The 26838-nt window shown below is 61.0% G+C and carries 20 protein-coding genes and 1 riboswitch; of the genes, 14 read left to right on the plus strand and 6 right to left on the minus strand.

Annotated elements, in window-relative coordinates; genetic code table 11:
- On the plus strand, positions 1-834 hold the full coding sequence (gene ppk2 / locus AC244_RS01185) for a polyphosphate kinase 2 (RefSeq protein ID WP_053247021.1): 834 nt from the start codon (positions 1-3) through the stop codon (positions 832-834).
- 51 nt (positions 835-885) lie between these two features.
- Here ppk2 and AC244_RS01190 read toward each other — a convergent pair whose 3' ends face one another.
- Complete coding sequence (locus AC244_RS01190; RefSeq protein WP_053247022.1) at positions 886-2007, minus strand: AI-2E family transporter; 1122 nt, start codon at positions 2005-2007, stop codon at positions 886-888.
- A 96-nt stretch (positions 2008-2103) separates the two neighbouring features.
- Complete coding sequence (locus AC244_RS01195) at positions 2104-2574, minus strand: hypothetical protein (protein WP_053247023.1); 471 nt, start codon at positions 2572-2574, stop codon at positions 2104-2106.
- 355 nt (positions 2575-2929) lie between these two features.
- Here AC244_RS01195 and AC244_RS01200 point away from each other — a divergent pair, with 355 nt between their 5' ends.
- Complete coding sequence (locus AC244_RS01200; RefSeq protein WP_053247024.1) at positions 2930-3274, plus strand: cupin domain-containing protein; 345 nt, start codon at positions 2930-2932, stop codon at positions 3272-3274.
- Positions 3275-3282: 8 nt separating this feature from the next.
- Here AC244_RS01200 and AC244_RS01205 read toward each other — a convergent pair whose 3' ends face one another.
- Entirely contained in the window at positions 3283-3771 is a 489-nt protein-coding gene (locus AC244_RS01205; RefSeq protein WP_053247025.1) for a MarR family winged helix-turn-helix transcriptional regulator, read from the minus strand.
- Positions 3772-3896: 125 nt separating this feature from the next.
- On the opposite strand from AC244_RS01205, the gene AC244_RS01210 reads away from it, so the two are divergent.
- On the plus strand, positions 3897-4715 hold the full coding sequence (locus AC244_RS01210) for an SDR family NAD(P)-dependent oxidoreductase (protein ID WP_053247026.1): 819 nt from the start codon (positions 3897-3899) through the stop codon (positions 4713-4715).
- A gap of 93 nt (positions 4716-4808) precedes the next feature.
- On the opposite strand, the gene AC244_RS01215 is transcribed toward AC244_RS01210, so the two are convergent.
- Positions 4809-6056 carry a cytochrome P450 gene (locus tag AC244_RS01215; protein WP_053247027.1) on the minus strand — a complete coding sequence of 416 codons (1248 nt, stop codon included), beginning with the start codon at positions 6054-6056 and terminating at the stop codon, positions 4809-4811.
- Positions 6057-6313: 257 nt separating this feature from the next.
- On the opposite strand from AC244_RS01215, the gene AC244_RS01220 reads away from it, so the two are divergent.
- The 9 genes from AC244_RS01220 (at position 6314) to AC244_RS01260 (ending at position 19090) form a co-directional block, all read left to right on the plus strand.
- Positions 6314-6961 (plus strand): VOC family protein, encoded by a 648-nt coding sequence (locus tag AC244_RS01220; protein WP_053247028.1) that lies wholly within the window; start codon positions 6314-6316, stop codon positions 6959-6961.
- Between the two features lie 248 nt (positions 6962-7209).
- The gene (locus tag AC244_RS01225; protein ID WP_053247029.1) at positions 7210-8067 is read left to right on the plus strand and encodes an endonuclease/exonuclease/phosphatase family protein; all 858 of its coding nucleotides are present in this window, start codon (positions 7210-7212) and stop codon (positions 8065-8067) included.
- 22 nt (positions 8068-8089) lie between these two features.
- The gene (locus AC244_RS01230; protein ID WP_053247030.1) at positions 8090-9649 is read left to right on the plus strand and encodes a phospholipase D family protein; all 1560 of its coding nucleotides are present in this window, start codon (positions 8090-8092) and stop codon (positions 9647-9649) included.
- A 290-nt stretch (positions 9650-9939) separates the two neighbouring features.
- The gene (gene clpP, locus AC244_RS01235; RefSeq protein WP_025426569.1) at positions 9940-10572 is read left to right on the plus strand and encodes an ATP-dependent Clp endopeptidase proteolytic subunit ClpP; all 633 of its coding nucleotides are present in this window, start codon (positions 9940-9942) and stop codon (positions 10570-10572) included.
- 293 nt (positions 10573-10865) lie between these two features.
- On the plus strand, positions 10866-12143 hold the full coding sequence (clpX, locus tag AC244_RS01240; protein ID WP_053247031.1) for an ATP-dependent Clp protease ATP-binding subunit ClpX: 1278 nt from the start codon (positions 10866-10868) through the stop codon (positions 12141-12143).
- 375 nt (positions 12144-12518) lie between these two features.
- Positions 12519-14939: an endopeptidase La gene (gene lon, locus AC244_RS01245; protein WP_053247032.1), complete on the plus strand. Its 2421-nt coding sequence runs from the start codon at positions 12519-12521 to the stop codon at positions 14937-14939.
- 224 nt (positions 14940-15163) lie between these two features.
- The gene (hupB, locus tag AC244_RS01250; protein ID WP_034803616.1) at positions 15164-15439 is read left to right on the plus strand and encodes a DNA-binding protein HupB; all 276 of its coding nucleotides are present in this window, start codon (positions 15164-15166) and stop codon (positions 15437-15439) included.
- A gap of 121 nt (positions 15440-15560) precedes the next feature.
- Positions 15561-15811: riboswitch (FMN riboswitch) on the plus strand.
- A gap of 78 nt (positions 15812-15889) precedes the next feature.
- Positions 15890-16798: a DMT family transporter gene (locus AC244_RS01255; RefSeq protein ID WP_414735869.1), complete on the plus strand. Its 909-nt coding sequence runs from the start codon at positions 15890-15892 to the stop codon at positions 16796-16798.
- 96 nt (positions 16799-16894) lie between these two features.
- The gene (locus AC244_RS01260) at positions 16895-19090 is read left to right on the plus strand and encodes an esterase-like activity of phytase family protein (RefSeq protein ID WP_053247034.1); all 2196 of its coding nucleotides are present in this window, start codon (positions 16895-16897) and stop codon (positions 19088-19090) included.
- A gap of 90 nt (positions 19091-19180) precedes the next feature.
- On the opposite strand, the gene AC244_RS01265 is transcribed toward AC244_RS01260, so the two are convergent.
- A complete protein-coding gene (locus AC244_RS01265) occupies positions 19181-19654 on the minus strand; it encodes a MarR family winged helix-turn-helix transcriptional regulator (protein ID WP_053247634.1) in 474 nt (157 codons plus the stop codon).
- A gap of 183 nt (positions 19655-19837) precedes the next feature.
- Positions 19838-21676 carry a methyl-accepting chemotaxis protein gene (locus AC244_RS01270; protein ID WP_053247035.1) on the minus strand — a complete coding sequence of 613 codons (1839 nt, stop codon included), beginning with the start codon at positions 21674-21676 and terminating at the stop codon, positions 19838-19840.
- Between the two features lie 376 nt (positions 21677-22052).
- Here AC244_RS01270 and AC244_RS01275 point away from each other — a divergent pair, with 376 nt between their 5' ends.
- Both AC244_RS01275 and AC244_RS01280 read left to right on the plus strand, forming a co-directional pair.
- A complete protein-coding gene (locus AC244_RS01275; protein WP_053247036.1) occupies positions 22053-23330 on the plus strand; it encodes a metallophosphoesterase family protein in 1278 nt (425 codons plus the stop codon).
- Positions 23330-26791 (plus strand): AAA family ATPase, encoded by a 3462-nt coding sequence (locus AC244_RS01280; RefSeq protein ID WP_053247037.1) that lies wholly within the window; start codon positions 23330-23332, stop codon positions 26789-26791. The genes AC244_RS01275 and AC244_RS01280 overlap by 1 nt, the downstream gene beginning before the upstream one ends.
- The last annotated feature ends 47 nt before the right edge of the window (positions 26792-26838 follow it).

A 26838-nucleotide genomic window follows, 5' to 3' on the forward strand; every position in this document is an offset into this window, starting at 1 on the left:
ATGGATAAGAAGGTCGATAAGGCGACGCACCAAAACGGTGAAAGCAAGAAACAGAATACGGCACGTTATGAAAAGGAAATGGCGCGCTTGCAGGTCGAACTCGCACATCTTCAAGCCTGGGTGAAAAAGTCGGGCGCACGAGTGGTGATCATCTTTGAGGGGCGCGATGCGGCAGGCAAGGGCGGTGTCATCAAACGTCTCACCGAGCGCGTCAGCCCCCGTGTCTTTCGCGTTGTCGCATTGCCGGCTCCGACCGATCGCGAGAAGACCCAGATATACATGCAGCGCTATATCGCATTGCTACCAGCTGCTGGTGAAGTCCTCATCCTGGATCGCAGCTGGTACAACAGGCCGGGCGTCGAGCGCGTCATGGGGTTTTGCACCGACAAGCAGGCGCGCCGGTTCCTCGAACTCGCCTCAAGTTTCGAGGCTGCGATTGTCGAAAGTGGCGTGACTTTGCTCAAGTATTTTCTGACAGTCAGCGAGGACGAGCAGGAACGTCGTTTTCGCCGCAGGATTGAAGACCCGTTGCGTCAATGGAAACTGAGCCCGATGGACGTTGAATCCTATCAGCGGTGGTGGGACTACACGCGGGCCTACGACGACATGATCCGAATGACGGATAGCCAGCACGCGCCCTGGTGGATGGTTCCGTCGGACAACAAAAAGAGCGCACGGATCAACTGCATCACGCATATTCTGAAGTCGATTCCCTACGAGAAGGTCAAATTCCAGAAACCCGATCTGGGGAAACGGCAGAAAAGGCCTGACGGATGGGTCGACGACACGACGCCACGCAATTACGTGCCCGACGTATTTGGCGCGCGCCAGTGAGCCTGGAGGTGGGGCTTCCCGTCAGCGCCACCTCTGAAGGAACGCTCAGGATCAGGCCGTAGGCCCTTGTTGCTGCGTCTCGCTTCCGGCTCGCAGCCAGACGAGCAGCAGATCGTAGAAGACACTTAGGACGATCGGCCCCAGGAACAGGCCGATGAGGCCATATGACAGTGTGCCGCCAAGCACGCCGATGAGGATAACGAGCATCGGCGTCGAGAGGCCGCGAGCGACCAGAATTGGCTTCATGATGTTGTCGATCAATCCGATGGGGACGAGCAAAAGCGTGAGCGCGAGCGCGCTGCCCGTATCAAGCGCAGACCAACCCCAAATCGCCAATGGCAGCAACACGGGCGCTGGACCGATTTGAACGATACAGAGGATGAGGACTGCAAAGGCGATCAGACCGGGCAAAGGCACGGCGAATATGTGAAGCACAATCGCGCAGAGAAATGTCTGGATGAGGGCAACGCCGATGACGCCTCTCGCCACGTTTCGGATTGTCGAGGTTGTCATCTTGACGAAGCCGAGGCCCCTTTGGCCGGCGATCCGGTCTGCAAACGTCATGATCACGTTGCCGATGCGGGGCCCAGGCTGGAACAGGAAGCCTGCAACAATCACCGACGCCACAAAACTCAACAGCCCGATTCCTATGCTCGCAATAATGCCGACCGCGGAACTGCCCACATGCAGGAGGGACGGTTCGAGTTGTTTGATCAGGGCGTCGAGGTTGCTGGAGGCAAGCACCCAGCTTGCGTAGAGACGTTCGCCAACCAGTGGCCAGTGACGCACGCTTTCGGCAGGCAGTGGAACGGTGATGCCGCCGTCCTTGAATCTTGTGAAAAGCACTTGAGCTGCTTCCGCCGAGCCAAAGACAATGGCGGCCAACGGGCCGATGATGATGCCGAGATTGAGCAGGGTAATAATAAGCGCTGCAAGCCGGCCGCGACCGCCCAACATGAGACGGAGCCGCGCATAGGCGGGATAGAGTGCGACCGTTAGAATGGCGGCCCAGATTGCTATAATGGCAAACGGCGCTACGAGCGTGAGCGACCAATAGGCAAACAACCCAACGATGCCCAGCCTGACAAAATCGGTGATCCGCGTCTCGATCGCTGGGAGTGTACTTTTCGCAGTATCGATGCGCTCGTCATTGCGAGTTCGGTTCTCGTCCATGCTCGCGCTCCCAGCGGCTTTTCATGCACGAACAGAAATCGACCGCAGCACTGAAGGTCGGGCTGCGCGCTGCAACTGCCATCATTGTGCGTTGCGCTAGGCGATCGGCTGCTCCCAGTTCAAGATGAAGCCTATATCACCCGGCACGCCACCGGGAAAATTGATAACCATCGCTTTCAGCCGGTAGCCCTGTGGCTGCGCTACCAGTTTGAAGCGGTCGTAAAGTTCCTTGGCCTTGCCTTGTAGCGTCTCGGGCCAATCGGGTTGGCTGTTGTTGATTGCACGACCGCTATCAGTGCAGAAATCCGATGGGAAACTGTATACAAGCGCCTCCATTTTCCCGTCGGAAACCGCTCTCATCACGACCTTGCGGATAATTGCTCGCTCTTCGTCGCTGACGTGCGACTTGAAGAATTCATCGGCGAACTTGGCACGCTCCTCCCGCTGCCGCGACCTGATCGCGTCTTCACGATCCATCGAGGCCAATTGCTTTTCTAACAGGGCTTTTCGCAAATCTGCCGCGCTTGGAACCGGGGCGTTGGGGTCTGGCTGTTTTACTTCGCTCATGTCACCACTCCCTTGCGAAAACGATCGCCCCGAGGATAGTACCGGTATTGGCGCAGCCAGAGTAAAATACCGTAGTTTACTGAGAGATGGAGAAGATCGCCTTTCGGAAGCCTCCAGGAGCGACGCCCCATCAATTCAAGCCGAACCGGAATGTGATGGCGGACGAAGAGGTTTATCAAGCTATCGCATTGTCTGCCGTGTCGCGACCATGCTCATCGAGGGAAGCGATCCGCGATCAGAAGTCCAGGCCGCCGAAAACGGGTCGGTGCCAAAATGGCCTGCCAGAGTAATGAACGTATTTAGGACATCCAAATGATGGGTAGCTTATTCCCGTCCCCTTCGGAGCTGTTGATCTATGGTGAAGATGCAGAAATTCGACCTCGCGGCGGTCGAGCCCGAAATCGGCGAGCCCGCCGCCGATCGGCTGATCGCCGGCACGCCCCGGTTCCGCACCTGGAACGTCGAAGAGGCCGATGGCGGGCTTTATGCCGGCGTCTGGGAATCCACTCCGGGCAAGTGGCGCATCAGCTATGACGAATGGGAGTATTTCCATATCCTGTCCGGCCACTCGGTCGTCACCGAAGACGGTGGCGCCGAGATGCATCTTCGTGCCGGCGACAGCATGATCCTCAGGCCCGGTTTCAAGGGAACTTGGGAGGTTATCGAGACGACCCGCAAGGATTACGTCATCCGTCTCTGATCGACGTGTTATCCGGTCGCGCCCGGCTCGGTACTGTCCGACGCCCGTGCAAACGCTTCGGCGAACGCGGCTTCCGAGATCCCGTTCAGCGCCCGCCGCAGCGCTTCGGCTTCCTGTTTGCCGAGGGCATTTTCGAAGCGCGCCTGCGCCTTGCGCCAGAGATCGGTCGTTTCCTGCTGTTTCTTGACGCCGAATGGCGTCAGCTGCACGCGCTTCACCCGCCGGTCCGACGCGTCGGGTACCAGCTCGACATAGCCGTCGCGGATAAGCGGCTTCAGCGTGTGGCCAAGCGCCGATAGATCCATCACCAGCAGATCCGCGAGTGTGCGCAGCGACGCATTCCTGCTATGGGCGATCTGGCTGAGCAGCGAATACTGCGTGCCGCGCAATCCGCTCGGCGCGAGCACATCCTCATAGAGCTGTCCCAACTGTCGCGAGGCGCGCTTCAGCGCGCTGTTGGTGCAGAAGTCCCAGATACCCTTCGGTGTGTCGTCCATCGTTTCCTCCACCGGGCTACGGCACCGGTTTTCGACTTTGGTAGCGCCACTCTTGTGCAGCGTCCAGTTTACTGTATATTTAATGGCATATACCACTAAATTGAAATCGGAACAGGAAACCGACAATGAGTGCAGTGGAGAAAAAGGGTAAGGCACTGGTGACGGGCGCTTCTTCGGGTATCGGCGCGACCTATGCGGACCGGTTGGCACAACGCGGCCATGACCTGGTTCTGGTGGCGCGCGACGAAAAGCGTCTTTCCGACCTCGCCGCCAAGCTTTCGGCGCAATATGGCGTCGCCGTCGATGTGCTGAAGGCGGACTTGACGCTACGGGATGACGTAAGGGGCGTTGAGAAGCGCCTGCGTGAAGACGCGGCGATTGAACTCCTCGTCAACAATGCCGGGATCGGCCCGAAGGGCCCGCTGCTCGCCGATGACCTGGATTATCTCGAAGCCATGATCGACCTTAACGTCGTCGCAGTGAACCGGCTGGCGATTGCCGCCGCCCAGACGTTCGCAGCGCGCGGTAAGGGATCGATCATCAACATCGCCTCTGTCGTGGCGCTGGTGCCCGAGCAGTTCAACGGCACATACAACGCCACCAAGGCCTTCGTGCTCAACCTGACCCAGTCGATCAACGCGGAAGCTGCAGGCAAGGGCGTCAAGGTCCAGGCGGTGCTGCCCGGGCTGACCCGCACCGAAATCTTCGATCGGGCCGGCGGCTCGATCGACCGGCTCGATCCATCGATGGTGATGGACGCCACCGATCTCGTCGACGCGGCACTTGCCGGTTTCGACCGGGGAGAACTGGTCACCATCCCATCGCTGCCCGACGCTGCCGACTGGGAAGCCTTCACCGAGGCGCGCCTGGTGCTGGCGCCCAATCTTTCGCATGACAGACCGGCGGCTCGCTACGGTATCGAACCGGCGGCCGCCGCCGTCTGAGGCTCAGGCGCGTTCTCCTCCACAACTGGGATCAAACGGCTTTGGCGGTCGCGTCGAAGCCGTTTTGTTGGCGCAACCGGGCAAAGCGTGCCGTCACCAAACGAGGTCCAGCCGCTCCAGTCCATGGAAATGGAAACTGTCCCTGACCTCCGGCTGGTGTTTCAGCCGCATGCCGGGCAGGCGCTGAAACAGGATCGGCAGCGACAGCTTGAGTTCGAGCCGGGCGAGCGGCGCTCCGATGCAGAAATGCAGGCCGGCACCGAATGAGACGTTGGCGCCTTCGTCGCGCGCGGGCTTGAAGCGGTAAGGGTCGCTGAACTTTCGGGGATCGACATTGGCGGCGCCAAGGAGCAAACCGATCTTGTCGCCCTTGCGAAGCGCGATTCCTTCCTCGAGTTCCACATCCGACAGCGCGTAGCGCTGAAAGATATGCAGCGGGGCCGCAAATCTCAGGCATTCCTCGATCGCAAGCTCGGTCGTCGCCTCGGTTGCGAACAGATCTCCAGGCGCGTGGCCCGACTGCAGGATCGTTCTGACCGCATTGCCGATCTGATGCACGGTCGCCTCGTGGCCGGCGTTGAGAAGCAGGGCGGCCGTGGAGGCCAGCTCTGCCTCTGACAACCGTTCACCGTCCTTCTCCGACGTGATCATATGCGTCAGCAGATCGTCGGCCGGCCTAAGGCGTTTCTCGGCGATGATCGCCTTCAAGTAGTCGGCGAAGTCGGCAGATGCCTGGTTGGCGTCGAGTTCGGTTTCCTGGCTTGGATTGAAGACGTACATTCGCACCATGCGATGCGACCAGTCGAGAAGGTTTGGCGCCGCCTCGACGGGAATGCCGAGCATTTGGGCGATGATCGTCACGGGAATGGTTTCGGCATAGGTCTTGAGCAGCTCGACTTCGCCGTCACGCTCGAAACCATCGATCAACGTATGCGACAGCCGTTCAATGTCCGGCCGCAACTGTTCGATCTGCCTTGAGACGAAGGCGCGGTTGACGAGGGTGCGAAGCCTTGTGTGGGCAGGCGGTTCGAGTTCCAGCAGCGAATGCTCCTCGAGTGCGTCGAAATCCTTCAGATGCGGCTTCGGTGCCGGCATGCCGAGTTCTTCGCGGGTCGCCACGTGCAGGATCTGCCGCCCAAAACGCCGGTCGCGCAGCAACGCATTCACCTGATCATAGCCCGCAAAATACCATTGCTCGCGCTCGCTCCAGTAAAATGCCGGGCAGTGAGCGTGAATCTCTGCGTAGGCCGACGATGGCGAACGATAGAAATCCGGGTTGTGCACGTCGATCGAAACGCGCCGCTCGGCACTGTCGATGGTGATGGCGGGCTTTGGCGGCATGGTGCTGGCTCTTTGCAAGGCGGGTAAGACAGCTATTTCTAAGGGCGTCCGGGTTCGGCCCGCAAGAGCACAAGTTGTGTGGGACTGGCTGATCAGCGGTGCAATCAAGCGGTTCTGGCAACAGGTTTCGGCTTGCGGTGTCAGCGCGTTGACAACATGGCTCTCTGCGAGTCAATGTTTTGACGCTGCGTAGGGCGCATCGGTGCAAGGTCGAAAGGGCAACGCCCACCTACGGTAGATAGACCTTAGTTGCGCCCATGCCGAACCTGGAAAACCTCAAGAAGCAGGCCAAGCAATATCTGAGATGGCATCGCGAAGGATATTTTCCCGTCGCTGCCGAAATCAGGAATGCCTTGCCGCGCTTTCGCGACCTGGATGACCGGGAGATATTGAAGGCGGACTTCAAGCTTGCGGACGCCCAGGAGCTTGTCGCGCGGCAGATGGGGTTTGACGGCTGGCAGCCGCTCAAATCAGGAGCCCTGACAATGAGCATTCAAGCAAAGCAAGCAGCACCTCGCCCTGTTCTGCGATCGACTTCGGCGCAATTGTTCGTCGCCGATATCAAGGCATCTTGCGATTTCTTCACGGATAAGCTCGGTTTTGCCGTCGACTTCGTCTACGGCGATCCGCCCTTCTATGGTCAGGTGATGCGCGACAACGCGCTGCTCGCATTGCGCCTGGTGTGTGAACCCGTATTCGTCGGAGACATCCGGGAACGGGAACACCTGCTTTCCGCTTCGCTGACCGTCGGTACATCGCAGGAGATCAAGCGCCTGTTCCTCGATTATCAAGCCGCCGGCGTGCGTTTCCATCAGACCTTGCGGACCGAGCCGTGGGGTGCGCGGAATTTCATCGTCCTCGATCTCGACGGCAATCTGATCCTGTTTGCCGGCCCGGCGGATTGACGATTGCGCGTGCGATGGCGGGCTGCTGCCCGCCATCGCGTGCTAGCCTGAAACAGTTGGAAATTCTCGGCGGTTGGCTCGTCTTGGAGCGGCGTTGACACACGAAGCCTGAGCGCAAAAGTGCCTGCGTTGTGCCGCACAAAACGCCGCGCCCGTCATTTCAAGCGGAACAACTTTCTGTCCGAAACCTTTTTCAGTGGCGTCCGGCGACCTATTTGCGCATGATGCGGCAGCAAGCAGGGAGCGGCATGGCAAAAAACCAGAGCAGTCTATCGGCGGGCATCGTGGCGGCAATCCGCAAGCGCCGACCCACCGTCGTCAGCCGGGAGGCGGCGGTCAGCCGCGGTGATATCGTCATCGCTTCCTACAACATCCACAAATGCGTCGGCACCGATGGCCGCTTCGATCCGGGTCGTACAGCCCAGGTGATCGGCGAGCTCGGCGCCGATATCGTCGCCCTTCAGGAAGCCGACCAGCGCTTTGGCGAGCGGGCAGGGCTCCTTGACCTGGAACACCTGCGGCGTGAGGCGCATCTCGTATCCGTCCCGATCTCGGGCTTCTCCACCAAGGGCCATGGCTGGCACGGCAATGTGCTTCTTCTGCGCGAGGGGGCGGTTTCCGATGTCCAGCAACTGAAGCTGCCGGGCGTCGAGCCGCGCGGCGCGCTTGTTGTCGATCTGGACCTCAAGATGGGCCCATTGCGGGTGATCGCGGCCCATCTGGGGCTGCTGCGTCATTCCCGCGCCCAGCAGGCCGAGGCGATCATCGAGGCGGCATCCGATGCGGGCGGAAGGCCGACTTTGCTGATCGGCGATCTCAACGAGTGGCGCATGGGCAAACGATCGTCCCTGTCCTTCCTCAGCCCGGTCTTCGATCCGTCGCATGCGACCGTCGCGAGCTTTCCCTCCCGCTTTCCGCTGTTGCCGCTCGACCGCGTTCTCGGCAATCCGCACAGCCTGGTCACGTCGGTGGCCGTGCACGATTCCCCTTTGGCCCGCGTCGCTTCCGATCATTTGCCGGTCAAGGCATCGATCGATCTGAAGGTTGGCAAGCGGGAAGGCCATAACAACCAACGGATTGAAGTGAGCCGGGCCGGATCGGCCTGAGACACTTTCTGGCGGGCAGGTGATGTTGTCCTTTGTCATTGTTGCCGTTGTCGCCATCGGCGGTGCGTTCGGCGCAGCGATCTTCTATGTCTATGGCCGCTTCGGTCGTCGCCCCCACGGAGACCCGTCCTCCGCGCTTCCTGTCGCCGACGCCGATACTGAACTCGATCGAGCCATCGTCCCGCTGCTTCGCACCCATTCCGGAAAGAATGGCATATCGCTGGTCTCTGACAGCATCGAAGCCTTTATCGTCAGGGCGCATGCGGCTCGAACGGCTGGCCGCAGCCTCGACCTGCAATATTACTACTGGAAGGATGACCTGACCGGTTTCCTGCTCACGCGCGAAATCCTGGTGGCAGCGGATCGCGGCGTCCACGTGCGCTTGCTGCTCGACGATATCAATGCCGGCATCCACGACCGGATGTGCATCGCGCTCGATGCCCATCCGAACATCGATGTGCGGCTCTTCAACCCAAGTCGTGCCCGCACCGATCGTATCCGCCGCGGTTTCGAGATGGCCATCCGCGCCTTCAGCGCCACGCGCCGCATGCACAACAAGCTCTGGGTTTCCGATGCGCGGGTGGCCATCGCCGGCGGGCGCAACATCGGCGATGCCTATTTCGACGCGGCGGAGCTTTCAAACTTTCGTGACCTCGATGTCTGGATGATCGGGCCGGTAGTCGATCAGGCCTCGGCAATGTTCGATCGTTACTGGAACAGCACGTCGGTGCTGCCGATCGGGAAGCTGCGCACTCCGCGCAAGCAGTATCTGCCGGCGCTGAGGGAAGCGCTCGATATGCATGCGCGCACGCCTGCCGCCCGCTTCTATCTGGAACGCGTGACCGACGCGGTGGGCGAAGAGACGTTCTATCGCGGTTCGAGAAAGCTGTACTGGATAGACGATGTCCGTCTTGAGGCCGACCCGCCCGAGAAGGCGCTGATGCAGAAGCGGCAGAACTGGCTGCTGCGCGAACTCTTCCCGCTGATCCAGGCTGCCAAGCGGGATTTGCGCATCATTTCGCCCTACTTCATTCCAGGCACAGCCGGGACGCGCGAACTGACGGCCCTGGTGAACAGGGGCGCCCGGGTCTCGGTGCTCACCAATTCACTGGCTGCCACCGACGTGGCGGCCGTTCACGGTTGCTATGTGAAGTATCGTCGAAACCTCGTGCGCGCCGGTGTCGAACTTTTCGAACTGAAAGAGCAGGGCGATGCCGTCGAAAGCCATCGCATGTCGCTGTTCGGCCGCCGCAATGCCAGTCTGCACAGCAAAGCCTTTGTCGTCGATGGGCTGAGCGGCTTCGTCGGTTCGATGAATTTCGACCCACGATCGGCATCGCTGAACACCGAAATGGGCGTCGTGTTTGCGGATGCAGCACTTGCCGGTGAACTCGCCACGATGTTCGAGGAGGAGACGGCCCCGTCCGTCAGCTACCAGCTGAGCCTCGAAGGTGCGCGGCTCGTCTGGCGCGACCGAACCAACGGGACCGAGCGGCTGCTGCGGCGCGAGCCCGACGCCAGCTTACTGAGGCGCGTCATCGCCGGGATCATCCGTATTCTGCCGATCGAATCGCAGCTCTGACGTCAGTGGCGGCGCGCGCCCCGTTTACCGTCCGTTTACCCAGCGGTGGCGAATGCTGTGCGGAAAGCGCAAAAGCCAGGGCGTTGGCAAAGGCGGCGGCGAAAAAATGTTCTATCAGCAATCACGTGTGGAGGACCGATGCTCTTCGGTCGGAAGGGCGCCGCCGATTAAGGTTATCGGATGTTGGCGACTTGAAGTGAAGGGTGTTGACACTCTATGTAGGGGCAGAAGGCTAATCCTGTGATTCCCGGTTCGCAAAGGTATGCGGGCCAGATTGATGAAGGTTCGATATGAGAAATCCAGTTGATACCGCCATGGCGCTGGTGCCGATGGTTGTGGAGCAGACCAACCGCGGCGAACGTTCCTACGATATCTTTTCGCGCCTTCTGAAAGAGCGCATCATCTTCCTGACCGGCCCGGTTGAAGATCAGATGGCAACGCTCGTCTGCGCCCAGCTTCTTTTCCTTGAAGCGGAAAATCCGAAGAAGGAAATCGCGCTCTACATCAACTCGCCGGGTGGCGTGGTTACCGCCGGCATGGCGATCTACGACACCATGCAATTCATCAAGCCGGCGGTTTCGACGCTCTGCATCGGCCAGGCCGCGTCGATGGGGTCGCTCCTGCTGGCAGCCGGTCACAAGGACATGCGTTTCGCCACCCCGAATTCGCGCATCATGGTGCACCAGCCGTCCGGCGGTTTCCAGGGCCAGGCCTCCGACATCGAGCGCCATGCCAAGGACATCCTCAAGATGAAGCGTCGCCTGAACGAGGTTTACGTCAAGCATTGCGGTCGGACCTATGAAGAGGTTGAACAGACGCTCGATCGCGACCATTTCATGAGTTCCGACGAAGCGCTCGACTGGGGTCTGATCGACAAGGTCATCACGTCGCGCGAAGCGATCGAGGCTGCAGAGCAGGCGTGATAACGCGCTTTTGTGTCACGGTAGATGCAATTGTGACACAATTGTAATGGTGAAAGGGCTTTATCGAGGGGGTAAAGCCGCTAAGATGAACCCTTAATGCTATGTTGAGCTGTGAAGGCATAGGGTTCAGAGTTAGGTGGGAGAGTCGTTGCGGCCGAATCTTGGGCAAAATGCCCTGATACGGTGGGTACTCCCGGAAGCCCTCTTAATGCGGCGCAGGTCTTTGCGCGGGGCGAATTGAGTGGACCGTGATATCTTTCCGAAGGTGTCCGGCGTGCTGGAAGGAAATGGAAATGAGCAAGGTCAGCGGTAGCAACGGCGGTGACTCGAAGAATACGCTTTATTGTTCGTTTTGCGGCAAGAGCCAGCACGAAGTCCGCAAACTGATTGCCGGACCGACGGTTTTCATCTGCGATGAATGCGTCGAGCTCTGCATGGACATCATTCGCGAAGAGAACAAGACCTCGATGGTCAAGTCCCGCGATGGTGTTCCGACCCCCCAGGAAATCATCAAGGTCCTCGACGAATACGTCATCGGCCAGCAGCAGGCCAAGCGCATTCTTTCGGTCGCCGTGCACAACCACTACAAGCGCCTGGCTCACGCGGCCAAGGGCAGCGATGTGGAGCTGGCGAAGTCGAACATCATGCTCGTCGGCCCGACCGGCTGCGGCAAGACTTACCTCGCACAGACACTGGCGCGCATCATCGACGTGCCCTTCACGATGGCCGATGCGACGACCCTGACGGAAGCCGGCTATGTCGGTGAAGACGTCGAAAACATCATCCTGAAGCTGCTCCAGGCTGCCGACTACAATGTCGAGCGCGCCCAGCGCGGCATCGTCTACATCGACGAAGTCGACAAGATCTCGCGCAAGTCCGACAACCCGTCGATCACCCGTGACGTTTCGGGTGAGGGCGTGCAGCAGGCGCTCCTGAAGATCATGGAAGGCACCGTCGCTTCGGTACCGCCTCAGGGTGGCCGCAAGCATCCGCAGCAGGAATTCCTGCAGGTGGATACCACCAACATCCTGTTCATCTGCGGTGGCGCCTTCGCCGGCCTCGACAAGATCATCTCCGCCCGCGGCGAGAAGACGTCGATCGGTTTCGGTGCAACGGTTCGCTCCCCGGAAGATCGCCGCGTCGGCGAGGTCCTGCGCGAACTCGAGCCGGAAGATCTGGTCAAGTTCGGCCTCATCCCGGAATTCATCGGCCGTCTGCCGGTTCTGGCGACGCTGGAAGACCTCGATGAAGATGCGCTGATCCAGATCCTGTCCGAGCCGAAGAACGCTCTGATCAAGCAGTACCAGCGCCTGTTCGAGATGGAAGACGTCGAGCTGACCTTCCACGAGGACGCGCTGCGCGAGATCGCCCGTCGTGCCATCGTGCGCAAGACCGGCGCCCGTGGTCTCCGCTCGATCATGGAAAAGATCCTGCTCGACACGATGTTCGAGCTGCCGACGCTCGAAGGCGTTCGCGAAGTCGTGATCTCCGACGAAGTCGTGAAGGGTGCCGCACGGCCGCTCTACATCTATTCCGAGCGCTCGGAAGAGAAGACCAACGTTTCGGCCTGATACGGCCAACAGATCAGACCTGCAAAAGCCCGCCTCGTGCGGGCTTTTTCATGACCCCACACTTAGTTGTTGAGATGACTTCTGCAGGGGACGAATTAACAATTCGGTTGTTGCTAAAGTGTCTTAACAACGCAATGATGTGACGATTCAGTAAAGGGCCTCGGCCGTTGCATACCCTTGAAGCCTCGTTTTCCGTCGCAAGGTACGCAACAGCGATAAAGCGTAGTCAGAAGGACCCGGCCATTGATGGTGGATGTAGCGTCGAGCCTTGAAAAGGCCTCTCTAGCACTCCACTTTCATGTGGAAATATGACAACCGGGAGTGCCGCTGTGGCTCCCGGGAACGGGCCCGAAATCGGGACGGAAAGGAAATGACATGACGAGCAAAACGTCTCCGGCGACTGAAAGCGCGACCTACCCGGTCTTGCCGCTTCGCGACATTGTAGTCTTCCCGCACATGATCGTGCCGCTCTTCGTCGGCCGTGAAAAGTCCATCCGTGCGCTGGAAGAAGTCATGGGGACCGACAAGCAGATCATGCTTGCCACCCAGATCAACGCGACAGATGACGATCCGGAACCCTCCGCGATCTACCAGGTGGGCACGATCGCCAACGTTCTGCAATTGCTGAAGCTGCCCGACGGCACTGTCAAGGTGCTGGTCGAAGGGCGCACGCGCGCCAAGATCGACAGCTACACGTCGCGCGAGGAATTCTACGAAGCGACAGCACAGGCGCTCGACGAGCCGGAAGAAGATCCGGTCGAGATCGAGGCGCTCAGCCGCTCGGTCGTCTCTGAGTTCGAAAGCTACGTGAAGCTCAACAAGAAGATTTCGCCGGAAGTCGTCGGCGTTGCCAGCCAGATCGAAGATTATTCGAAGCTCGCCGACACCGTCGCGTCGCACCTGTCGATCAAGATCGTCGAAAAGCAGGAAATGCTGGAAACCACCAGCGTGAAGATGCGTCTCGAAAAGGCGCTCGGCTTCATGGAAGGTGAAATCTCCGTCCTGCAGGTGGAAAAGCGTATCCGCTCGCGCGTCAAGCGCCAGATGGAGAAGACCCAGCGCGAGTACTACCTCAACGAACAGATGAAGGCGATCCAGAAGGAACTCGGCGACGGCGAAGACGGCCGCGACGAGATGGCCGAAATCGAAGAGCGTATCGCCAAAACCAAGCTTTCCAAGGAAGCGCGCGAAAAGGCTGACGCGGAGCTGAAGAAGCTGCGCCAGATGAGCCCGATGTCGGCGGAAGCAACCGTCGTGCGCAACTATCTGGATTGGCTGCTTGGCATGCCGTGGGGCAAGAAGTCCAAGATCAAGACCGACCTGAACCATGCCGAAGAAGTGCTCAACGTCGATCACTTCGGCCTCGACAAGGTCAAGGAGCGCATCGTCGAATACCTCGCCGTCCAGGCGCGTTCGACCAAGATCAAGGGCCCGATCCTGTGCCTCGTCGGCCCTCCGGGCGTCGGCAAGACCTCGCTCGCCAAGTCGATCGCCAAGGCGACCGGCCGCGAATACGTGCGCATGGCGCTGGGCGGCGTTCGTGACGAAGCGGAAATCCGCGGTCACCGCCGCACCTACATCGGTTCGATGCCCGGCAAGGTCGTCCAGTCGATGAAGAAGGCGAAGAAGTCCAATCCGCTCTTCCTGTTCGACGAGATCGACAAGATGGGCCAGGACTTCCGTGGCGACCCATCTTCGGCTCTGCTGGAGGTGCTGGATCCGGAACAGAACTCGACCTTCATGGATCACTACCTGGAAGTCGAATACGATCTGTCCAACGTCATGTTCATCACCACGGCAAACACGCTGAACATTCCGGCGCCGTTGATGGACCGCATGGAAGTGATCCGCATCGCCGGCTACACGGAAGAGGAAAAGCTGGAAATCGCCAAACGGCACCTGCTGCCGAAGGCGATCCGCGATCACGCGCTGCAGCCGAAAGAGTTTTCGGTCACCGACGGTGCGCTGATGGCGGTCATCCAGACCTACACGCGTGAAGCGGGCGTTCGTAACTTCGAGCGCGAACTGATGAAGCTCGCCCGCAAGGCGGTAACCGAGATCATCAAGGGCAAGGCCAAGTCAGTGGCAGTCACCGCGGAAAACATCCCGGATTACCTGGGTGTACCGCGCTACCGTCACGGCGAAGCCGAGCGCGACGATCAGGTCGGCGTGGTCACAGGGCTTGCCTGGACCGAGGTCGGCGGCGAACTGCTGACGATCGAAGGCGTCATGATGCCCGGCAAGGGCCGCATGACCGTCACCGGCAACCTGCGCGACGTGATGAAGGAATCGATTTCGGCGGCGGCGTCCTACGTCCGCTCGCGGGCGATCGATTTCGGCATCGAGCCGCCGCTGTTCGACAAGCGCGACATCCACGTGCACCTGCCGGAAGGTGCGACGCCCAAGGATGGCCCGTCGGCCGGTGTTGCCATGGCAACGGCGATCGTCTCGGTGATGACCGGCATCCCAATCTCCAAGGACGTGGCGATGACGGGTGAGATCACCCTTCGCGGCCGCGTGCTGCCGATCGGCGGCCTGAAGGAAAAACTGCTGGCGGCCGTTCGCGGCGGCATCAAGAAGGTGCTGATCCCTGAGGAGAATGCCAAGGATCTCGCCGAGATCCCGGACAACGTGAAGAACGTGCTCGAGATCATCCCCGTTTCGCGGATGGGTGAAGTGCTTGAGCACGCTCTCATCCGCGTCCCGGAGCCGATCGAATGGGACCCTGCAAATGAGCCGGCACCAGTCGCCGCAGTTGATTCGCAGGACGAAGCGGGCGCTTCCATCGCCCACTGATCGATAGGCCCGGGCGGGTGCAATTGTGCTCCCCGGCAGGCCCATTTGGTGGAAAAACAAGGAAGACCGGCCTTTGGCCGGTCTTTTTTGTTGTAAAAGCATGCTGCAAGCCTTGCATTCCAAGGGATTAGGCGCAATTGGGAATGGCAAGACGCGGGCGATGCGCAAGCCGCCGCGGCTTAAAAAACACAGTTGTTTCGAACCATTTTGAAAGGGGTGGAAACATGAACAAAAATGAGCTCGTGTCTGCCGTTGCTGAGAAGGCCGGACTTTCCAAGACCGATGCATCTTCCGCAGTTGATGCAGTTTTCGAGACCATTCAGGCTGAACTGAAGAACGGTGGCGACATTCGCCTCGTCGGTTTCGGCAACTTCTCCGTTTCGCGTCGCGAAGCCTCCAAGGGCCGCAACCCGTCCACGGGCGCTGAAGTTGACATCCCGGCACGTAACGTTCCGAAGTTCACGGCCGGCAAGGGCCTGAAGGATGCCGTTAACGGCTGATAAGTTTGCTTGACGGCCGGATACGAGGCCGGCAGTCCAAGTCTTGAAGGGTTCGGCTCACGCCGGACCCTTTTGCTTTTCGGGTGGCCTTGCGGCAGCGCGGTCTTTGGTCTAGGGCTCAGCCTGTTCTCAGGGCGGGGTGAAAGTCCCCACCGGCGGTAAGGGCTCACAGCGCTGCGCGTCAAACATGACGCGCAGCGCTGTGACATTTGAAAGCTGCTGCATAATTTTCTCCTTAAATCGGATTGGATTTAGGGAATTGTGCAGTAGGCCCAAGCCCGCGAGCGCTTCAGGCGTCTGTTCGTCGGAAGGTCAGCAGATCCGGTGCAACTCCGGAGCCGACGGTCACAGTCCGGATGAAAGAGAATGATCGTGGGTGCGAGGGGCAGGGCTGTCCGTTGTCGCGCCTTGCGCTCATGCGTCCTGATTTGTGTTGGTCCCTGTTTGCGGATGAAGGACATGAGTGAGACTACCCAAGCACTTTTCACTTCCCGTGCCATGGCCGGTGCCGCCTGGATGATACTGGCCGGCGTCGCCTTTGCCCTGCTTAATATCGTTACGCAGTGGATGACGATGCAGCTCGGTTTTTCCGCCACGTCGACAGCCTTCTGGCAATATGCATTCGCGCTCGTCTTCTCCCTGCCGTTCCTGTTTCGGGTCGGCCTGTCGGCGATGCGCACCGATTATCCCTGGCGTCACGTCGTTCGCGTTGCCCTTGCGGCGCTGGGTGTGGGGGCCTGGGTTTCGGGGCTGGCTTCCGTTCCGATCTGGCAGGCCATCGCGCTGGTGATGACGTCGCCGTTCTTCATCATTCTCGGTGCGCGCCTCTTTCTCGGCGAACGCGTCGGCGCGGCGCGCTGGGCCGCCGCTGCCGTGGGTTTTGCTGGCGCCACGATCATCCTGCAGCCCTGGTCGGAAAGCTTCGCGTGGGCGGCCTTGCTGCCCATCCTCTCGGCACTGCTCTGGGGCGCGTCGTCGCTGATTACCAAGAGCCTGACGGGCATCGAGCGTCCGGAGACGATAACGGTCTGGTTGCTCGTGCTTCTGACACCGATCAACGGTGTTCTGGCGCTGGCGGCAGGGTTCGTCGTGCCGAGCGGCGCCATCCTTGCGCTATTGGTGCTGGCGGGGCTGCTGACGGTGGTGGCGCAATATCTATTGACGCTGGCCTATACCGTCGCCGACGCCGCCTATGTGCAACCTTTCGACGATCTCAAGCTGCCGCTCAACGTGCTGGCCGGCTGGATCGTTTTCGGTTATGCGCCGAGCGGCTATCTCTGGCTGGGGGCTGTACTGATCCTCGGCGCCTCGCTTTTCATCATGCGCAACGAGATGAAACGCGAGCGCGCGACCGCGTAAGGAAACGCTGCACAACAAAGGCGCGGGATTGTCATGCGCCTGTCATCGCCATCCCGCAGAACCCCCTTGTTTTGAATATTCGTCAAGGGGGATTTCATGACCATTTCATCATGCAGAACGGCGCTCGCCGCCATGCTTCTTGCGTCCGTTGCTTTTCCGGCTGCCGCCGAACCGGTGTTCAATCGTATTGCGTCCTTCGCCGTTGCCGACAACCTGCCGGAGGGCGATGCCCGCAAGGAAGCGACATCCGCGGAAATCATCACCGCAACCGAAGACGGCAGCACGCTGATTTACTCCGATAGCCCGGGCAAGCGCATCGGCCTCATCGACATCACCGAGGCCAACGCGCCGAAGGCCGCCGGCACTGTTTCGTTCGAGGGAGAGCCGACATCGGTGACTGTCGCCGGTGTCAAGGCGCTGGTCGCCGTCAATACGCGCGAGAGCTTCACAAAGCCTTCCGGCTTCCTCGCCACCGTCGACGTTGCCTCGAAGAAGGTCGAGGCGACCTGTGATCTCGGCGGTCAGCCGGACTCCGTCGCGGTCAACAAGAACCGGACGCTTGCGGCGATCGCCATCGAGAACGAGCGCGATGAAGAGGTCAACGACGGCAAGATCCCGCAGATGCCTGCCGGCGATCTCGTGATCCTGTCTCTGAAGGATGGCGTTGCCGATTGCGCGACGATCAACCACGTGACTCTAACGGGTCTTGCCGAAGTTGCTGGCGACGATCCAGAGCCGGAATTCGTTTCCTTCAACGGCAAGGATGAGATCGCGCTGACGCTGCAGGAAAACAACCACATCGTCATCATCGACGCCAAGTCGGCCACGGTAAAGACGCATTTCTCCGCCAGCGCGGTTGACCTCAAGGACATCGACACCAAGCGCGACGGTGCCATCGCCTTCAAGGACGAGCAGCCGAGCCGCAAGCGCGAGCCTGACGCCGTCAAGTGGCTCGACGACGATCGCATCGTCGTTGCCAACGAAGGCGACTATGAGGGCGGTTCGCGCGGCTTCACGATCTTCGACACGGCCGGCAAGGTCCTGTTCGAATCGGGCGCGAGCTTCGAACACGCGATCGCGTCGATCGGCCATTATCCGGAGAAGCGCTCGTCGGCCAAGGGCGTCGAGCCGGAGGGACTCGAGGCCGCCAAGTTCGGCGACGACAATCTGTTCTTCGTGCTTGCTGAACGCGCATCCGTCGTCGGCGTTTACAAGGATACCGGCGCCGAGCCAGAACTGCTGCAATTGCTGCCATCCGGCATCTCGCCGGAAGGTGCCGTCGCGATCCCGTCCCGCAATCTGCTTGCCACCGCCAACGAGGTCGATCTCGGTGAAGACGGCGGCGCCCGCTCGCATGTCATGATCTATGAGCGCGGCGAAGGTGAGGCTGCCTATCCGCAGATCCGCTCTGCCGACAAGGATGGTCTGCCGGTTGGGTTCGGAGCACTTTCCGGCCTGGCAGCCGTTGCCGACAAGCCCGGCTTCCTGCGCGCCACCAGCGATTCGGTCTACGCTTCGCAGCCGACGATTTTTACCATCGACGCGACGCAGAAGCCGGCGCTGATCACCGAAACGTTGCGCATCACCCGCGATGGCGCGCCGGCACAGAAGCTCGACATCGAAGGCATTGCCAATGACGGGGAAGGGGGCTTCTGGCTCGCCTCGGAAGGCAACTCCGACAAGCTCTACAGCCACGCGCTGCTGCGCGTGAACAAGAAGGGCGAGATCAAGAAGGAGATCGCCCTGCCTGAAGCTCTGCGGGCCGGCGAGACTCGCTTCGGCTTTGAAGGCGTAACAGTCGTCGGCGAAGGCGACGACCAGGTGCTCTGGATGGCCGTTCAGCGCGAATGGAAGGATGACGAGAAGGGCTTCGTCAAGCTCGTCTCCTACAAGCCGTCAAGCGAGGAATGGGGCGCGGTCCGCTATCCGCTCGAAAAGGCGGGCGGCGGTTGGGTCGGCCTGTCCGAAATCTCGGTGCACGGCAACTATGCCTACATCATCGAACGCGACAACCTGATCGGCCAGGCCGCCAAGCTGAAGAAGCTCTACCGTGTCGCGCTTGCCGAGTTGAAGCCGGCAGCCCTCGGCGGCGAGCTCCCCGTCGTCAAGAAGGAGGAGGTTCGCGACCTCGTTCCCGATCTGAAGGCTTTGAACGGCTACGTCGTCGATAAGGTCGAAGGCTTTACCGTCGATGCCGCCGGCAACGGTTATGTCGTCACCGACAACGACGGCGTCGACGATTCCTCCGGCGAAACGCTGTTCTTCTCCATCGGTGCCATCGACGCGATGTAAGCGTCGGGGCCAGGAGAAAAACGGAAGAGGCCGGGACATGACGTCCCGGCCTCTTTCTGTTTCAGCTATCGGTAATTGACTGAGCGATCTTTAGCGAGCGACCGTGATCTCGGCCGCTTCGGCCTCGTCCTTGCGCTTGCGGATCTCGTCGGTCTTGTCGACGAGTTTGCCGACGATATCGAAGAGCTGGTCGAGTTCCTTGTCGTCGAGCGCCGAGAAGATTTCCTCGATCAGCTGTTTGCGCGGATGTTCGGCTGCTTCGAGAATGACGCGCCCGGTGTCGGTGATCGAGACGATCTTGGCGCGACGGTCCTCGGGGTCCGGTTTGCGCATGACGAGACGATCGCGCTCGAGGCCGTCGATCGCTTCGGTGACGGTGCGCGGCGCGAAGTTCAGCGCGCAGGCGATATCCGTCGAACGACAGGGGCCGAGCTTGCTCAAGAAGAACAGGAACTTGCTTCGCGCCAGCGAAACGCCTTCCTCGGTCATCGACTCGTTCACCAACCGGTGGACGCGGTGATAAAGCTCAAACAGCCTGTCAGAAACTTCGAATGTCTTCTTCATGATCATCGTTGGAAAATTGTGAGGTGCCATGTCAAATGGCAGCAACATTATTGATAGTTACAATTGCTACATTTGTCGACTAAAACCTCTGCAATTTCACGGGAACTACCTCCACAAGCAAGAAACGGCCCGCGTTTCCGCAGGCCGTTTCACTTGTACGCTCAAGAATTTCGCCCGTTCGGACTATGCCGCCCAGCGCGATGAGCCGGCCGAAGGCGCGTAGCCGTAGCCCGAAGCCTCGGCCAGGGTGAAGCGAGCGATAAGCTCGCGAAGGCGACCGGCCTCCTGTGCCAACGTCGCGCTTGCGGCATTCGCCTCTTCGACCATCGCGGCGTTCTGCTGGGTCACCTGGTCCATCTGGTTGACGGCGGTGTTGACCTCCGAAAGCCCGGCGGACTGTTCCTGCGCCGAAACCGCAATCGCATCCATGTGCTGGTTGATCGTCACGATGAAGCCTTCGATCGTGCGCAGCGCCTCGCCGGTTTCGCGGACGAGCTTGACGCCGCTCTGCACTTCGACGGCCGAATTGCGGATCAGATCCTTGATCTCCTTGGCAGCATTGGCCGAGCGCTGTGCCAGTTCGCGCACTTCCTGGGCAACGACGGCAAAGCCCTTTCCGGCATCACCGGCGCGAGCGGCTTCCACGCCGGCGTTCAGCGCCAGCAGGTTGGTCTGGAAGGCGATTTCGTCGATGACGCCGATGATGTTGGAGATCTGGCTCGACGAATGCTCGATGCGGCCCATGGCGTCGATTGCGCCGGAAACGATGGCGCCGGACTTGTGTGCGCTTTCGTTTGCCTGGCTGGCGATGGCGCGGGCTTCGTTGGTGCGTTTGGACGAGCTGCCCACATTGACCGTGATCTGGTCGAGCGCGGCGGCCGTTTCTTCGAGCGACGCGGCCTGCTGCTCGGTGCGGCGCGACAGATCGTCGGCGCTCTGGCTGACTTCGCGTGCGCCGCTGTCGATACTGCCGGAGCTGGAGGAGACGGCAGCCAGCGTATCGGCCAGCTGGGCAACGGCCTGGTTGAGGTCGTGACGCAGCTGTTCGAAGTCCGGCGCGAAAGGTTCGTTGAGCTGGAACGCAAGGTCGCCTGCGGCCAGACGGCGAAGACCGGTTGCAAGGCCGGCCGTTGCTTCCTGCAGACGAAGCTGTGCGGCGGCTTCGGCCTCTTCGGTCACACGCCGACGCTCGGCCTCTGCCTGAGAGCGCTGTACCTTGGCGTCGTCCTCGAGCTGCAGATTGGAGATAGCCGCCTCACGGAAGACCTCGACGGCGCGCGCCATCTCGCCGATCTCATCTTTGCGCACGCCATAGGGAATGGCGGTGGCGGTATCGCCATTTGCGAGACCTGCCATCGAGTGGGTGATGATCTGGATCGGACGGGCAATGCCGCGGATCGCGTAGAGGATCGCGCCGAGCACGATCAGGGCGGCGACCGCGATGACGCTCATTTCGATGGTGCGGATCTGGTCGTGCGTGCTGGAGCTGGCAGCAACGGCTGCATCGGCGCCGGCTAGGTTGAGGGCGCGCATTTCCTTGATCGCCTGGTCGACCTGCTGTTCCGTCTCGCGCATCTCGACCTTGAACACGCTCTGCGCCTTCATGTTTTCGAGATTGTTGGAGAGCTTGACCATGCCGGCGGAAACCGAGAGGTAGGCCTCGTAGGCGCTCTTGACCTTTTCGAGCGCTGCCTTGTCGGCGTCGCTGATCATCAGAGCGGCGTATTCGTCCGAAAGCTTGTTGAAGCCATCCACGGTTTCGCCGATGACCTTCTCGGCCGCCTTCTTCTCGAAGGGCGTCAGCGAGATCAGGTGCCGGGCAAACGACATGCGCGTGTCCGAAAGCTGGGTTTCAAGTGCGCGCGAGAGCGAGACGCGCGGCAGCCAGGTGGTGGCGATCTCGTTGTTGCGTTCGTTCATCATCTTGATGCCGCCAAGCGAGGCGACCGCCAGCACGGCGACGATGAAGCCAACCATCAGGAAAAGAGCAATAAGGGTGTGCGATATCTTTAGGCGCGACATGAATAACTCCGGAGGAACGGCGTCCGTAAAAGTTTGTGCATGAATAAGTCGTTCCGGCTCTTGATCGTCATGAGGGAGCGGATGCCGAAGCAGGGAGTCATTCCTGTGCTTGGCCGCACGCAGAATGCGGCCGTGCGAAACCTAGCCAACAAGTTATTACAAAAGCGCTAATCGATTAAAGTGAGTATAATCTGATATTTGCACATAGACGTGCGCACATTTTTGGATAATCGTTTCATGCCGAAACTGCAGCCTGCACGTATTAGAACTGCCTTTACTTGGGCGGCCTGAAATAACGGTGAGGGACAGGCGCGTTCGCGTGGATGACGGTGTCCGGCGCATTGACGGGTGCTGCTTTCGCGGGCCATGGTCGGCCATGCCTTTCCGCTTCGTTCACACCGCCGATCTTCATCTTGATTCCCCGCTGCGCAGCCTTGCGCTTCGAAATGCCGATCTCGCCGAAATCGTGCGCGGCGCAACCAGGCAAGCGCTTGTCAGGATCGTCGACCTCTGCCTTGCCGAAGAGGTCGATGCCCTGCTGATCGCCGGCGACCTTTATGATGGCAGCCAGACCTCGATGAACACCGCGCTGTTTCTCGCCGGTGAGCTGCGCCGGCTCGACGAAGCCGGCATCCGCGTTTTCATCATTCGCGGTAATCACGATGCTCAATCGCAGGTGACGAACGAGCTGACGCTGCCGCCGTCGGTGCATGTCTTCAAGGGCCGCAGCAAGGCCGTTCTGGCAAAGACGCTGGAGCGCGGCCGCGACGTCTATATCCACGGTATGAGCTTTGCGAGCCCGCACGCGCCGGAAAGCCTGCTGCCGTCCTTTCAGATGCCCGCTGTCGATGCGATCAATATCGGCATGCTGCACACGAGCCTGGCCGGTTCTGCCGGCCATGACCTCTATGCGCCCTGCAGCGTGGCGGATCTCCAGGCGCACGGTTTCGACTATTGGGCGCTCGGTCACGTTCATCAGCGCCAGGTGCACGCCAGCGAGCCCTTCGTCGTCATGCCGGGCATGCCGCAGGGGCGCGATATCAACGAAGCCGGCAGCAAGGGCGTGACGCTGGTGACGGTCACCGACGAGGGGCGTTTCTCGATCGAGGAACGGGCGATCGGGCTTGCCACCTTCGAGAGGATGAACCTTGACCTCACCGATGTTTCGGACTGGGGTGATATGCTTGATGCGGTCAGGAACGCCTTCCTGCAGTCTCGCGAGACGACCGCTGCCGACAACGTCATCCTCCGTCTGACCTTGACCGGTGCGACGCCGCTTGCCTGGCGCCTGCGCCGCGATGCCGATCTGCTCCAGGCGGAGATCGACAATGTCGCTGCCGGCATCGGTGGCTGCTGGGTCGAGAAAATTGAGCTGGATTGCCGCAGTCCTGATGCCGAGACCGGGACGGCTATCGCCGATCCGGTCGACGAATTGGCGGCCCTTGTCGGCAGCGATGTCCTGCCGGCCCATGGCTTCCGTCAGGAAGTGCGCGCCGCCGTCGAGGAGCTGTTGCAGCAGTTGCCGCCGGACTTGCGCCAGGCTCTGGCGCCGGATGAAGCGGCGGGCGAACGGCTGGCGTTCGATGCTGGCGTTTCCGGCGCGGCAGAGGTGCTCGCACATCTCCATGGCGGTGCGGCCGAGGGTTCACGCTGATGCGGCTGCGCGAACTCGACCTGGTGCGATACGGCAAGTTTACCGAGCGCCGCCTCGACTTCGGTCCCGGGATACCGGGCAGGCCCGACCTGCATATCGTCTACGGACCGAACGAGGCTGGCAAGTCGACGCTGTTTTCCGGCTTCCTCGACCTGTTCTTTGGCATCGAGCACTACAGCTCGTACGGTTTTCTGCACCCATACCAGACCATGCGGGTCGGCGGCACGATCGAGGCGGCCGGCCGCACCCACCAGGCCTTTCGGATAAAACGCAAGACCAACACGCTGGTGGGCGCCGACGACCAGCCGTTGCCGGACAATCTGTTTTCCGCCTCGCTCGGCTCGATCGACCGCGCGACCTATCGCATGATGTTCTCGCTCGACGACGACAGCATCGAGCTGGGAGGAGAGGCGATCCTCAAAAGCGAAGGCGAACTCGGCTCGCTGCTCTTCTCTGCAAGTTCAGGTCTGCCGGACAGTGCCGCGATCCTGACTACCCTGCGCGCCGAGGCGGATAGCTTCTATCGCCCCCAGGCACGCAAGCATCAGCTTTCGGAGCTGAAGGCCGAACTCGATGCGCTGAAAGTCGAGCGCAACGGGTTGGACGTCAATGCTCGCGAATATGCGTCGCTGCGCAAGACGCTTCTTGCCGCCCGCGAGCGCCACGACGCGGCGATGGCCCGGCGTGTCGAGCTGCGGGTGGAGCGTGATCGGCTGAAGGCGCAGATCGATGCCTTGCCGCTCTTCCGTCGCCTTTGTGGCTTGCGCGCCGATCTGGCCAAGACGCCACCCTTGCCGCTTGCTCCAGCCGAGTGGGCAACAGAATTGCCGGCACTGCGTCGGCGCGACGTCGAGATCACAACGAAGCTTCGTCAGCTCGATGACGAAACCCGGCGTCGGCAGGAGGAGCTTGAGGACCTGCCGCGTGACGAGGCGGCACTCCTTCTGATGGAGCGTTTGAACGCGCTGCAGGAGGTGGCGCTCGATGCGCGCTATGTCACGGCGGCGCGCGATATGCCCGCACGGATCGAGGAACTGTCGCGGACGAAAACGGAGATTGCCGCCTGCCTTATCAGGCTCGGCGAGCCCGGCGACCGGGATCCGGCATCGCTGCTGTTGCCGACGGCCACAAACGCCCGGCTGCAGGAACTCTCCCGGCAACATTCGGCGCTGCAGGAGCGCGCGGCATCGGCCCGACAGGAGGCGGATGGGGCAAAACGTGCTGAGCGGGAGACGGCCAGTGAGTTGGCGCGGCTGCAGGCCGAAGGCGGTCCGGGTGTCGATCCGGGTGCGCTTGTCGAGCGGCTGCGACGCCTGCGGCAGGACGATTGTGGGCTGCGCCTGCGGGCCGCCAGACAATCGCTCGAGCGTCTGGATGCGGAGCTGGCCGACAGGCTGGAGGCTTTGAAGCCCTATTCCGGCAGCGCCGATGATCTGCTTGGCCTGCCGGTGCCCGCTGCCGGCATGATCGAGACCTGGCGTCGTGACTTGGCAACACAGGACGAAAAGCGTCTGCGCCTTGCCGATCGTCTCGCCAGCGAGACCGAGCAACTCGCCGGAGAGGAGGCTCGGCTGGCCGCCCTGGTTGCCTCGGGCGGCGCCATTGACGACAGGGCATCCACTGAGCTTCGCCAGCACCGGCAGCACGCCTGGGAGCAACACAGGGCTCGGTTGGACACGACGACTGCGGCGCTCTTTGAAGACGCACTGAGTCGGGACGATGATGCCACGGCGTTGCGGCTTGCCGAGGTGGCAAAGGTCGCGGATATGCGGTCGCTCGCTTTGTCGATCGCCGAGCGCCGGGCGCGCCTTGATGCGCTTCGAAAACAGCAGCTCTCCCTTGCCGAGGAATCGTCCGCACTGTCAGAGGCTGTTAAGACGGTCGCCACAGCCTGTGGATTACCGAACGTTATGCAGTTGACGCAACTGGAGGCATGGCTGGCGGGCCGGCTTCTCGCGCTCGATATCCGCACACAGCAGCGTTCTACGCAGCTGGACCTCGACCGTGCCCGAGCAGACGAGAACGATGCCCGCGAAACTCTCAAGGAATCACTTGCCGAGATCGGTGTGATCGAACGTTTGCCGCATCGGCTCGATGATCTCCTGACGTTTGCCGAAAATGCTGTCGCGCAGGCGCAGGCGGCCTTCTCTGCCGGCAAGGCGGCGCGCGAGGCGGTCCGGCGAGCCGGCGATATGATGGAGCAGCGGCAGTCGACCTTGGCGCAAGCCGAAGATGCCCTGTCCTCTTGGCAGGCGCAGTGGGATAATTTGCTGTCAGCCACCTGGCTTGCCGACAGGCAGGTGCGGCCTTTGCCGGATCAGGTCGCCCCCATGCTCGCGGTCTTGCAGGATCTCGACAAATTGGTGCAGCGCAAGGCCGATCTCGATCACCGCGTCGCCGGCATGCGCAAGGACCAAGTGGCCTTTGAGACGGCGGTCGCAGACCTTGCTGGTATGCCGGGCATCGAAGACACGCTTGCGACCTTCGCCGCCATGAAGGCACGTGTCGCTGACGCGGAGAAACAAGAGGATCGGCGAGCGGCGCTGTTGGCGGAACTCGTCCGCGTTGAAGATGAGAAACGCACCATCGCTGCCGAGCAGGATCTCCACACCGCTCGCAAACGTCTCGTGCTCGATTTCTTCGACTGCGAGACATTGGACGATGCGGGGTTGCGGCTCGACGCTGCCCGCGAACAGGAGCAGCTGCGCCAGCGCATCGCCGAATCGGAGGCTGATCTCGCGTCCCGCCTCGGTGTCGCCGGCAGCGAAGACGCCGAGGCGCTGCTGGCCACGCTTGATGACGAAACGGTGCGGCTGGAGCTGGCTCGCGTCGAGGCGCTCCTTGAAGAGAGCGACCGCGACGTCAGCGAATTGCATGCGGATGTGCGGACGAAGCAGGCAGCACTCGCCAATATCGCCGGCGACGACACCGTTGCAGCGCTCGACCAGCGCCGCCGCACGCTGCTTCTGGAGATCGAGGCCAAGGCGCTCGGCTATCTCAAGCTGAAGGCCGGCGTCATCGCCGCCGAGCAGGCGCTCCGGCTCTTTCGCGAGCGCCATCGCAGTGCCATGATGCGGCGCGCCTCGGAGACCTTCAGCCGCATCAGCGGCGGGGAATATTCCAGCCTGTCGGCGCAGGCCGACAAGGGTCAGGAGTTCCTGATAGCCAACGCCGCGGCTGGTGGCTCCAAGTTGGCGCGCGATCTTTCCAAGGGGACGCGCTTCCAGCTCTATCTGTCGCTGCGCATCGCGGGCTATCACGAGGTTGCTGCGGCGCGCGAAACCTTGCCCTTCATCGCCGACGATATCATGGAGACGTTTGACGACGGCCGCGCCGGCCGCGCCTTCGAGCTGATGGCGGACATGGCCCGCGTCGGGCAGGTGATCTACCTGACGCACCACGAGCATCTTTGCGACATTGCCAGAACGGCATGTCCGGACGTGATTATCCACAGACTATGACGCGCTTGCGCAGTTGGTATGCTGTTGGCGAATTATCGCGACGGAAA

This window comes from Ensifer adhaerens (assembly GCF_001270265.1).
Lineage (GTDB): Bacteria > Pseudomonadota > Alphaproteobacteria > Rhizobiales > Rhizobiaceae > Ensifer > Ensifer adhaerens_B.

Bases quoted from the DNA above. Each gene is read 5' to 3' on its own strand.
- ppk2 (WP_053247021.1), top strand. From the start codon at position 1: ATGGATAAGAAGGTCGATAAGGCGACGCACCAAAACGGTGAAAGCAAG.
- AC244_RS01190 (WP_053247022.1), bottom strand. From the start codon at position 2,007: ATGGACGAGAACCGAACTCGCAATGACGAGCGCATCGATACTGCGAAA.
- AC244_RS01195 (WP_053247023.1), bottom strand. From the start codon at position 2,574: ATGAGCGAAGTAAAACAGCCAGACCCCAACGCCCCGGTTCCAAGCGCG.
- AC244_RS01200 (WP_053247024.1), top strand. From the start codon at position 2,930: ATGGTGAAGATGCAGAAATTCGACCTCGCGGCGGTCGAGCCCGAAATC.
- AC244_RS01205 (WP_053247025.1), bottom strand. From the start codon at position 3,771: ATGGACGACACACCGAAGGGTATCTGGGACTTCTGCACCAACAGCGCG.
- AC244_RS01210 (WP_053247026.1), top strand. From the start codon at position 3,897: ATGAGTGCAGTGGAGAAAAAGGGTAAGGCACTGGTGACGGGCGCTTCT.
- AC244_RS01215 (WP_053247027.1), bottom strand. From the start codon at position 6,056: ATGCCGCCAAAGCCCGCCATCACCATCGACAGTGCCGAGCGGCGCGTT.
- AC244_RS01220 (WP_053247028.1), top strand. From the start codon at position 6,314: ATGCCGAACCTGGAAAACCTCAAGAAGCAGGCCAAGCAATATCTGAGA.
- AC244_RS01225 (WP_053247029.1), top strand. From the start codon at position 7,210: ATGGCAAAAAACCAGAGCAGTCTATCGGCGGGCATCGTGGCGGCAATC.
- AC244_RS01230 (WP_053247030.1), top strand. From the start codon at position 8,090: ATGTTGTCCTTTGTCATTGTTGCCGTTGTCGCCATCGGCGGTGCGTTC.
- clpP (WP_025426569.1), top strand. From the start codon at position 9,940: ATGAGAAATCCAGTTGATACCGCCATGGCGCTGGTGCCGATGGTTGTG.
- clpX (WP_053247031.1), top strand. From the start codon at position 10,866: ATGAGCAAGGTCAGCGGTAGCAACGGCGGTGACTCGAAGAATACGCTT.
- lon (WP_053247032.1), top strand. From the start codon at position 12,519: ATGACGAGCAAAACGTCTCCGGCGACTGAAAGCGCGACCTACCCGGTC.
- hupB (WP_034803616.1), top strand. From the start codon at position 15,164: ATGAACAAAAATGAGCTCGTGTCTGCCGTTGCTGAGAAGGCCGGACTT.
- AC244_RS01255 (WP_414735869.1), top strand. From the start codon at position 15,890: ATGAAGGACATGAGTGAGACTACCCAAGCACTTTTCACTTCCCGTGCC.
- AC244_RS01260 (WP_053247034.1), top strand. From the start codon at position 16,895: ATGACCATTTCATCATGCAGAACGGCGCTCGCCGCCATGCTTCTTGCG.
- AC244_RS01265 (WP_053247634.1), bottom strand. From the start codon at position 19,654: ATGAAGAAGACATTCGAAGTTTCTGACAGGCTGTTTGAGCTTTATCAC.
- AC244_RS01270 (WP_053247035.1), bottom strand. From the start codon at position 21,676: ATGTCGCGCCTAAAGATATCGCACACCCTTATTGCTCTTTTCCTGATG.
- AC244_RS01275 (WP_053247036.1), top strand. From the start codon at position 22,053: ATGCCTTTCCGCTTCGTTCACACCGCCGATCTTCATCTTGATTCCCCG.
- AC244_RS01280 (WP_053247037.1), top strand. From the start codon at position 23,330: ATGCGGCTGCGCGAACTCGACCTGGTGCGATACGGCAAGTTTACCGAG.